The sequence below is a fragment of the Lactococcus sp. AK05 genome (genome assembly GCF_041026685.1).
Lineage (GTDB): Bacteria > Bacillota > Bacilli > Lactobacillales > Streptococcaceae > Lactococcus > Lactococcus lactis.
Genome location: NZ_JBFTEI010000003.1, coordinates 309,009 through 319,566 on the forward strand (window position 1 = coordinate 309,009; position 10,558 = coordinate 319,566).

Annotated in this window: 4 protein-coding genes; all 4 read left to right on the forward strand. The window is 39.5% G+C overall.

The genetic code is table 11. The annotated features are described in order from the left end of the window. Nucleotides 1-10 precede the first annotated feature (10 nt). Nucleotides 11-1,921: a beta-glucoside-specific PTS transporter subunit IIABC gene (locus AB6B24_RS08565; protein ID WP_058206903.1), complete on the forward strand. Its 1,911-nt coding sequence runs from the start codon at nucleotides 11-13 to the stop codon at nucleotides 1,919-1,921. A 47-nt stretch (nucleotides 1,922-1,968) separates the two neighbouring features. After that, a complete protein-coding gene (locus AB6B24_RS08570) occupies nucleotides 1,969-3,405 on the forward strand; it encodes a glycoside hydrolase family 1 protein (protein ID WP_015426628.1) in 1,437 nt (478 codons plus the stop codon). A 467-nt stretch (nucleotides 3,406-3,872) separates the two neighbouring features. Further along, entirely contained in the window at nucleotides 3,873-7,169 is a 3,297-nt protein-coding gene (locus tag AB6B24_RS08575) for a KxYKxGKxW signal peptide domain-containing protein (protein ID WP_369164474.1), read from the forward strand. After that, on the forward strand, nucleotides 7,150-10,558 hold a 3,409-nt coding region (locus tag AB6B24_RS08580), incomplete at its 3' end, for a hypothetical protein (RefSeq protein ID WP_369164476.1). The genes AB6B24_RS08575 and AB6B24_RS08580, both read left to right, overlap by 20 nt.

The window sequence follows — 10,558 nt, forward strand, 5'->3', positions numbered from 1 at the left end:
GAGGTTTGTAATGGGCAAATATGAAGCTCTTGCAAAAGACATTGTAGCAAATGTAGGTGGCAAAGAAAATGTCATCTCAGTGATTAACTGTATTACACGGTTACGTTTTAAACTCAGAGATGAGAAAAAAGCAAATACCGATGTCCTGAAAAATATGGATGGTGTAGTTACAGTAATGCAATCTGGCGGCCAATACCAAGTCGTTATTGGGAATCATGTACCAGAAGTGCGTGCAGATGTAGATGCTGTCCTTGGGGTACTTGATACCTCACCAGCAGACTCTGCACAAAAAGGAAACCTTTTCGATCAATTTGTGGAATTGATCTCAGGAATTTTCCAACCAATATTAGCTCCATTAGCAGCAGCGGGTATGATTAAAGGGGTTAATGCAATTTTATCCTTTGCCTTGGGACAAAGTTTTCAAGCGTCTGCAACCTATGCTGTTTTTAATGCAATGGGTGATGGTCTATTTCTCTTCCTACCAATTTTCATTGGATATACTTCAATGAAAAAATTTAATGGCTCACCATTTGTTGGAATGATGATTGCCGCAGCACTTGTTTACCCAGGTTTTGTAGACGGAACAGTTGCAAAAACATTTGCAGAAAGTGGTGGATTAAGCCTCTTTGGAATTCCTTTTTCAGTACCAACTGCTGGCTACGGGTCTTCTGTAATGCCAATTATTGCCATTACAGCATTTGCAGCATTTTTAGAACACCAGTTAAAGAAAATTATTCCTGATGTAGTAAAGCTTTTCTTGACACCATTCTTTACGGCAATCATCTCAATTCCTCTAGGCTTCCTAGTTATTGGACCAGTAATGAATCTTGCTTCAGATGCTTTAGGTAAAGGTTTACTAGCATTACAAGGATTTAATCCTATTATCTTTGGTTTAGTGCTAGGATTTGCTTGGCAAGTCTTAGTCATGTTTGGACTACATTGGGCAATTGTTCCATTTGCAATTATCGCATTAGCAAAAGGAGAACCAACCGCGCTTTTAATTGCCGCAAGTGTAGCATCGTTTGCGCAAACTGGAGCTGTTGGAGCAGTGATGTTAAAAACAAAAGATAAACGACTTCGTGAATTAGCAATACCAGCCTTTATTTCTGGTTGGTTTGGTGTTACAGAACCAGCAATTTACGGAATTACCCTCCCTAAGAAACGTCCATTTTGGGTTTCATGTATCGTAAGTGGAATTTTATCAGCTGTTGCCATGGCCTTGGGAATTAAAGCCTATACAATGGGAGCTTTGGGAATCTTCAGTTTTACATCTAATATTACCCTTACAGGTGAAGTTTCAGGCGCGATTAAAATGATGATTGTATCAGCTGTAGCAGTTATAGCTGGCTTTGTAGTAACCTATCTTGTGGGATTTGAAGATGATGTTATTGAAAATCCAATCCCTGACAAAAAATTTAATAAACAAAAAACGAATAAAGAAATAATTGGAAGCCCTCTTGAAGGAAAAGTTATTCCACTATCACAAGTTAAAGATGCAGCCTTTTCTGCAGGTGTAATGGGCAAAGGAGCAGCGATTGAACCAACACTAGGTGAGGTTCGTGCTCCATTTGATGGAATGGTTATGATTTTGTTCCCAACTAAACATGCAGTAGGTTTAATTTCAAATGAGGGAACTGAACTTCTCATTCATATCGGAATAGATACTGTCCAACTTGAAGGAAAATACTTTGAAACCTTTGTAAAACAAGGACAGAGTGTAAAAAAAGGTGACTTACTCCTCAAGTTTGATATTGAGCGTATTCAAAATGCGGGATACAGTACTCAAGTTCCAATCATTGTAACAAATACTCAGGATTATATGGACATTCTAGTTACAAATCAATCGACGATTCATCAAAATGAAGTGTTACTAACTGCAGTTAATGCACAAACAACTGAATTAGTGGCAAATCCAGTTTAAAATAGCATTGATGAAAAACTTTAAAAATTAGATAGGAAAATTATAAAATGACATTTAAAACAGACTTTTTATGGGGTGGAGCAACGGCAGCAAATCAATTAGAAGGTGCTTATGATATAGATGGTAAAGGGCTCTCAGTAGCAGATGCAATGCCAGGAGGTAAAGAAAGATTGGCAATTCTTGCAAGTCCGGAATTTGATTGGACGATTGACACTGAACATTTCACTTATCCAAATCATGATGGAATTGATCATTATCATCAGTTTAAAGAAGACATTGCATTATTTGCAGAAATGGGATTTAAAGCTTACCGTTTTTCGGTAGCTTGGTCAAGAATTTTTCCAATGGGAGATGAAACAACTCCAAATGAAAAAGGTTTGCTTTTTTATGATCAACTAATTGATGAGTGTTTGAAATATGGAATTGAACCAGTGGTTACAATTTCCCACTATGAAATGCCACTTAATTTAGCTAAAACATATGGAGGATGGAAAAATCGCGAACTAATCGAATTTTATGTCCGTTTTGCAAAAGTTTTGTTAGAACGTTATCAAGACAAAGTGAAATATTGGATGACTTTTAATGAAATCAATTCAGCAACATTCTTTTCAGGCTTAAGTCAAGGACTTGTTCCATCTAATGGTGGAGATGATAAAACTAATGTTTTCAAAGCTTGGCATAATCAATTTGTTGCAAGTGCTCAAGCTGTAAAATTTGGGCATGACTTGAATAAGAGTTTACAAATTGGTTGTATGAGTATTTATTCAACAACTTATTCGTTCGATGCAAACCCAGTAAATCAATTAGCAACACAAGAAAGCATTCAAGAGTTTAATTATTTCTGTAATGATGTACAAGTTCGAGGAGCCTATCCCGCATTTACGAATCGACTTCACCGTAAACACGGAGTAAATGCAGATGCACTTGAAATTTCCGAAGAAGATCTAAAGATAATAAAAGAAGGAACAGTTGATTATATAGGATTTAGTTATTATATGTCGACTGTAGAATCAAAAACAGGGGAAGGCGTTCAAGCTTCAGGAAATATGGTTCTTGGAGGAGTTAAAAATCCCTTCTTAAAAGAAAGCGAATGGGGTTGGGCAGTTGACCCTGACGGACTTCGTTACGCCCTTAATGATTTATACGGTCGCTATCAAGTCCCGCTCTTCATTGTCGAAAATGGCTTAGGTGCAATTGATAAAGTAGAAGAAGACGGAACGATACAAGATGATTATCGTATTGATTATCTCAAAAAACACATTCAATCAATGAATGAAGCAGTTGAAGATGGTGTCGACCTAATGGGTTACACACCTTGGGGCTGTATTGATTTAGTTTCAGCATCTACGGGAGAAATGAGTAAGCGTTATGGATTCATCTACGTTGACTTAGATGACGAAGGAAATGGAACAAAAAAACGTTCTAAGAAAAAATCATTTGATTGGTATAAAGAAGTAATTGCTTCAAACGGTACTAACATGTAAAAGATAGAAACCTCATCAATATGATGAGGTTTTTTTAATTGTTAACTCAAAAGATAATTAAATGAAAGGTAAAATCAAAATGTATTCTATGAAATACTATGTTTATTTAAAATAAAAACAAAAAATCTAAAAGAAATATATTGAAATAAAAGAAAGAAAGTTGTATAATTTATCAAAAGGAATTTGTACATATTCCTGATAAGGTTTTCATTCTTTCATAAAGGCTGAAAATACATCATTTTACATTTATTCATGGAAATAATCATTGAACTAAGTCAAAAGAAAAGAGGCATGAAAATGAGAATAAGTAATGTTACCATTAGGGGCTTTCCCGTTTATTGAAAGAAGTCACAATGACTTTTAGTAGTTTTAGTTGAAACTTATTATATGTTAAATTATTGGAATATTCACTAGTCATAATAAAAACATTTACTCTAAAAAATATTATGACGAACAAAGGAGAACTGATGAAAAACAATCAATTCAAAATTCCTGAAAATGCACAAGTTCATGAAAACTTTAGAACTTGGAAATCAGGAAAACAATGGCTCTATGCCTCGTCTATCCTTGCTTTAGTAGTTTCAGGTGGAGCAATTGCTTCCTCTTCACATGGCGTTTTTGCTGACCAAGTTCTTTCAACTTCAACAGGTAAAACAACTGGAGCAGAAAACACTGCAACTGGTGGACTTGGATCAAATGCTACAGCTGGAGCTGATAATGCTTCTGTAGCAAATTCAGCTAATACAGCGGCAAAATCTTCAGCAAATCCGAGTAGTTATACTGATGCACAAGTAAATTCTTCAAGTGCTGTACTTAAGCAAGATAATAATTCTGGAAATCCAATTGGCGCACCAGAAACGAGTAACTCACAAAACACAAACGGCACTGGTGGAGCAACAACAATTGGTATCAATAGTTCATCTACTGCTTCAAGTGGAGGAACGATTAATACAACCTCTTCGACAAACTTGAATTCAAACGGAGCAGTAACAGCTGGTTCTGGAGCGGCTTCACAAACAACAGTTGATATTAAAGCAACTCAGTCAATTTCAAATTCAGGTTCTACGCTTTCAGATGGTTCTTATTCATGGACTGTTTCGCCATCAACTGATCAAACACAAGCAGGTTATTCTGTAGCTGCTGTAACAATTACAACTCCTGGTACGGATTCTGGTCAGTCCTCTGCAGGAGGAGCGACAGCTCAACTTGCTGGTGGGACATACACAAAACTTACAAGTGGTCAGCCATCTTCCGGAAGTTTTACAGCAACTTCAACAGCAAATACAATTACAGCCTCTTCAGTAGCAGCAAATAATTCAATGATTGATGCACTTCGTAAATCAAATGCATCTCTCGAATCTGCATATTACTCAGAAACAGCAGTATTAATATCTGATGGCGCCACTACAGTATTATCTTCTTTAGCTAGTAATGTTTCTTCAGCTTTTGCGCTAGTTTCAGCGGTAGCGACATCTGATAATTTATTAACCTACAGCTCTGCTTATTCTCTACTGAGTGCAACCCTGACATCTATCCAAGCCAGCTATACAGCAAGTTCACTGCTTGCACTACAAAATATGTCATCTGCCGGTTCTTATGCGATAGCTGCCTCAAATGCTACAACAACGATTTCTTCTGCAAGTTCAGTAGTTTCATCAGCAACCTCAACAGCGTCAGTAGCCTCTTCAAATGCCATTTCGAATTCATCTGAAATGAATAAACAATCTGCTTTTTCAGTAGCAGCAATTGGGGCTAACTCTGCTGGCTTATCAAGCTATACTTCATCAGCTACTAGCACTTTTAATTCTCAAGTAGCTGCAGGTCAATCGGCAGCAAATCTTGCAACAACGAGTAATTATATTTGGGAAAGTTTGGCATCAAGCTATACATCAAGCGTAGCTTCATCATACGCCCAAAGTGCCTATGATTCCGCTTATAAAGCAGCAGGGGGGACCATTGTTGCTGGTGTCTATATTCCCAACCCATCAGATCTTATTACAGGATCTAGCACGAGTAAAACTGCCCAAGCAGCCGCTGATTCTGATCCTAACAATATTTCTTATGCTTCACTTGCAAGTTCTTATGGATTGATAGCTAATTCATATAGTACAGCAGCAATTAATGCCTCTGGGGCCTATGTGCAAGCTTCAAATGCATATTCTTCAGCGAATGCCACAATGACAACTATGAGTTCTATTGTTTCATCTGCAACTTCAGTAGCAACTTCGGCAACTTCACTATTGAATTCAGCTTCGGCAGCACAATCGGCTTTTAATAGTATTGCTAACTCTTATATTACTATTATTCATTCAGAGTCAGTCTTACTTGATGGAGCACAGTCTGCTTATATCTCAATCGCTACTTCAATTACAGATTCCATTGCAACTAATAATTCAGGTACAGCAATTGCGTCATCTGTAGCGGCATATAATGATTTACAAAAATCACAAGCAGATGATTTTGCTAACGCTTCTACATTTGCATCTAATGCGTCTACTGCAAATACTACTTTTGATGAACAGAGTGAGATACTTTCCTCAGCTTCGGTTGTAGCAGCTTCTGCAAGTGCTGGAATTGCAATGCAAAATTCTTTAGCAACTTCTTATTCAATAATTGCATCCTCATATCAAACACAATCGAATACAAGCTTAGCTTCATCATATGCTAATATTGCTAACTCTTATAGTACAATTGCTTCAAGTTTGGCCACAGTTCAACAAACTGCGCAATCATTATATGATATGGCATCAACAGCGGCAGCTACCGCGTCAACTGCAGTTTTCACTAATAACACGAATTTAACAAGTCTTTCAGCTTTAATTACTGCTCAAACAGGATCAACCCTTGAATTTCTTGAATTAGGGAATATCCTTGCGCTATCCTCAGCTGTAGTTGCAAACAATCAAACAATTGCTTCGCTTGGTTCTAACAATGCTTTGACAACAACTTATGGAAACTATCAAACGACCCAAGATTCGCAAGCCTTAGTTTCTGTTCAGTTTACAGGTAATTCATCAGCAACATCACTTGTGAATACAGCCTTTAGTTCAGGAGTTGCTTCTTATGCTGCCGCAGCAGTAGCAGTTGACTCTTTAGCGACGGCAACGAATTCGACATTACTTAGCCTTGCATTACAGCTTTATACAGCTCAACAAGCAGAAAATAACATGCTTAAAATGGTTGGAGCATCAAATCTATTAATTGATACAACCAACACTCAACAACTTATAACTCAATTGAATGCTTCCCAAGCAAATAAATTGATGAATTCCGCAGCAGTTGTTGCAGCATCTCAAGCAACCACAGCTTTGATTGGAACGCCAACTTATTCACTATTAGGTGCAGTAAATAATGCAACCACATTTAATATCGATATTAATGGAAATGTCACACCAGTTGCTGGAGGAACAGGAACCACTCAAGTTACTGTGTATAATAATGGAGCATTATATAATATCTATTCAGAAGATTTGCAAACCTATCAACTTAATGCTTTGATGGATTATGTTGTGAACGTTGGAATCCCAATTACAGGTCCTACTTTTGGCTCTTTTAAAATTTCCGATATCCTAGGACTAAATAACTATCAAGATATTACTCAAGCAACAACAGCAGTGCTTGGAAATTCGATAGCTCAAGCAGCAACTCAAGCACAGCAACCCTTATCTGCGTTAATTAACGCATTACTTTCTTATCAACAAACAGTAAATGCAGCACAAACGACTTTGGATGGTTTAGCAACAAATGCTAAAGCTTGTAGTTAAGGGAACAAATGGTATTTATACACAATCCATTTTGGCACCTGTAACAATGAATACTGATGGTACTTTAACAATCAATGCCGATGGAATTTCATATACAACAGCGGTTAGTCAAAATATTTCAAATATCATGGCTAACTTAATTAGTCAGGCGACATTAGCAGCTAATACTGTTTCTACGCTTCCTATTGCTGTTTCTACAGCACAAGCAAGCCAAGCATCAACAAAAGTATCCGCAGCAGCCTTATCTTCATCCAATATTGCTGGATTAATGCCAATCAATCTTTCCGCAGCAGTTTCAAATGCTATTGCATCAGGTGATTTGCAATCTAACCTTGGAGTAAATCTTGCCTATGCAAAATATCTTGCATTATCAGGCGCCCTCGCAATTTACGGTCTATCAACGAATACTAATACAGCTTCTGTTGCAGGTAGTTATATTGCAACAGCTCAAGGAAATATTAATACGATTTTCCAAAATATGTTGAATACTGCAAATAATGCAACGGGTTCTGTAGCAGCTGACACGTCCGCCATGAATGTAGTTACTCAATCTAATGGTATTTTATCAGGAGCTTCTAGTGCAATGTCTGTTGCAATGTCTTCAGCTGTTCAACAAATTTTAACAAGTTCAGGTTATTCAGCAACTGGACTTGCGACAGTTGCAGTTGGTTTGACATTTAACGATCCAACAGAACAAATTTTAGAGAATTTAAAAACAGCTAATTATTATTATGAAGGTCAATCTGCAGCTACAACTGACAGACAATTAGATAATACTTTCGTTCCAGAAACAACAGTAATTACAGCAGATGCTTTAGGAGCAGTGCAAGGAGTATCAGCAGCACCAGGCCAAACCCAATATACTTCAATTGTTTATCAAGTAAATACAAATGATATTCAAGGAGTCATCAATGCTGTAACGTCTGATGGTACATCAATCGGTTCATATACCTATGACAAGTATGCTGGAGAAACAGTTTCAGCACCTACAATTTCAGGATATGCACTTGTAGCTGGAACCGCAAGTTCGGCAACAGTTGATACAGCTGGAAGCCCAATCACATTTACATACGAATCAACTGATCCATCTACTGGTCAAGAGTTCACAGGTTCTTATGGATATACACTTGCCTACGAACAAGGAGAAAATCTTCCAGCAAGCACAAATCAAACAGTTTATGCTGTTCTTGATGTTTGGAATGCGGATATGCCAAGTTCTACTCAAGATGGAACTGCTACTTTGTACGCAGATGGTAAAGCAATTGCCACTATCAATGTGTCTATCAAAGTTGGAGCTGATGGCGTATCTAAAGAAAATATCTTTAAATTCTCTGGACTTGATTTGAGTCAATATGCAAATGCATTCTTGACTTCTGACTTTTCTGTTGGGGATCCTTTGACTGGTAATTCAGGAAATGGTCTTTATGTCTCACCTCGTTGGGATGATACGCAAAGCACAGCCTCATCTGCAACAAGTATTGCATCTGAAGCTTCAAATGAAGTCTCATCTGGATCTTCAACAGCAAGTTCTCTTGCAAATCAATATCCAGATGATACTAATGTCCAAAGCTATGCCTCAGATGCCTCAACATCTGCAAGCACAGCAAGCTCATTAGCGAGTCAAGCAAGCGATCATGCAAGTCAAGCACAATCACTTGTTGATAAAGCAAGCTCAGAAGCAAACCAAGCTGGATCTGCAGCTATTAGTAGTGATCCTGACTTTGATTCTTATCGGTCAGAAGTTATGGCAGACTCAATAGCAGCATCAAGTCTTGCTTCACAAGCATTAAGTGAAGCTGAAGCTGCATCATATGCTGCAAGTCAAGCTGAATCAAATGCTTCAGCAGCTTCAAGCTATGTCGCTTCATCAAATGCTAGTTCGGATAGTTCAGGCGGAACAACAAACCCAACCTCAAGCACAGATGGCGGTTCAAGTTCAGGCGGAACAACAAACCCAACCTCAAGCACAGATGGCGGTTCAAGTTCAGGCGGAACAACAAACCCAACCTCAAGCACAGATGGCGGCTCAAGTTCAGGCGGAACAACAAACCCAACCTCAAGCACAGATGGCGGTTCAAGTTCAGGCGGAACAACGAATCCAACCTCAAGCACAGATGGCGGCTCAAGTTCAGGCGGAACAACAAACCCAACCTCAAGCACAGATGGCGGCTCAAGTTCAGGCGGAACAACAAACCCAACCTCAAGCACAGATGGCGGTTCAAGTTCAGGCGGAACAACAAACCCAACCTCAAGCACAGATGGCGGTTCAAGTTCAGGCGGAACAACGAATCCAACCTCAAGCACAGATGGCGGCTCAAGTTCAGGCGGAACAACAAATCCAACCTCAAGCACAGATGGCGGCTCAAGTTCAGGCGGAACAACAAACCCAACCTCAAGCACAGATGGCGGCTCAAGTTCAGGCGGAACAACAAACCCAACCTCAAGCACAGATGGTGGCTCAAGTTCAGGTGGAACAACAAATCCAACCTCAAGCACAGATGGTGGCTCAAGTTCAGGTGGAACAACAAATCCAACCTCAAGCACAGATGGCGGCTCAAGTTCAGGCGGAACAACAAATCCAACCTCAAGCACAGATGGTGGCTCAAGTTCAGGCGGAACAACAAACCCAACCTCAAGCACAGATGGCGGCTCAAGTTCAGGCGGAACAACAAACCCAACCTCAAGCACAGATGGCGGCTCAAGTTCAGGCGGCACAACAAACCCAACCTCAAGCACAGATGGTGGCTCAAGTTCAGGCGGAACAACAAACCCAACCTCAAGCACAGATGGTGGCTCAAGTTCAGGCGGCACAACAAACCCAACCTCAAGCACAGATGGCGGCTCAAGTTCAGGCGGCACAACAAACCCAACTACTCCTAGTGACGGTAAAACCGTTACCTTACCAGGTAAAGATGGTAAGCCAGGTACAGATGATGATGTTACTGTAACTGGGGATCAACCATTGACACCAGGTTCAGACGGAAGTGTTACACTTCCAAGTGATGGAGGAAAAGTTGATCGTCCTGATGGCTCATACAATGTTCCTGGAGGAAGTGTCGTAGACCCAGATGGCACGATTCATCTCCCAGGTGGTGATATCGTTAACCCAGATGGTACTGTTACATTACCGGGACAAGACGGTAAAACTGGTACAGGCGATGACGGTAAGGTTAAACCAAACGGCCCAATTATTCCAGGTGATAATGGAAGTGTCACTCTCCCAGACGGAGGAGGTACAGTTACAACACCAGGAGGAACGATTAATGTTCCAGGAGGAAGTGTCGTAGACCCAGATGGCACAGTTCATCTCCCAGGTGGCAATGTCATTAACCCAGATGGTACTATTACATTACCTGGACAAGACGGTAAAACTGGCACAGGTGATGACG

What these genes read in the sequence shown, in the direction of transcription:
- AB6B24_RS08565 (WP_058206903.1), top strand. Translation starts at nt 11, where the DNA reads ATGGGCAAATATGAAGCTCTTGCAAAAGACATTGTAGCAAATGTAGGT.
- AB6B24_RS08570 (WP_015426628.1), top strand. Translation starts at nt 1,969, where the DNA reads ATGACATTTAAAACAGACTTTTTATGGGGTGGAGCAACGGCAGCAAAT.
- AB6B24_RS08575 (WP_369164474.1), top strand. Translation starts at nt 3,873, where the DNA reads ATGAAAAACAATCAATTCAAAATTCCTGAAAATGCACAAGTTCATGAA.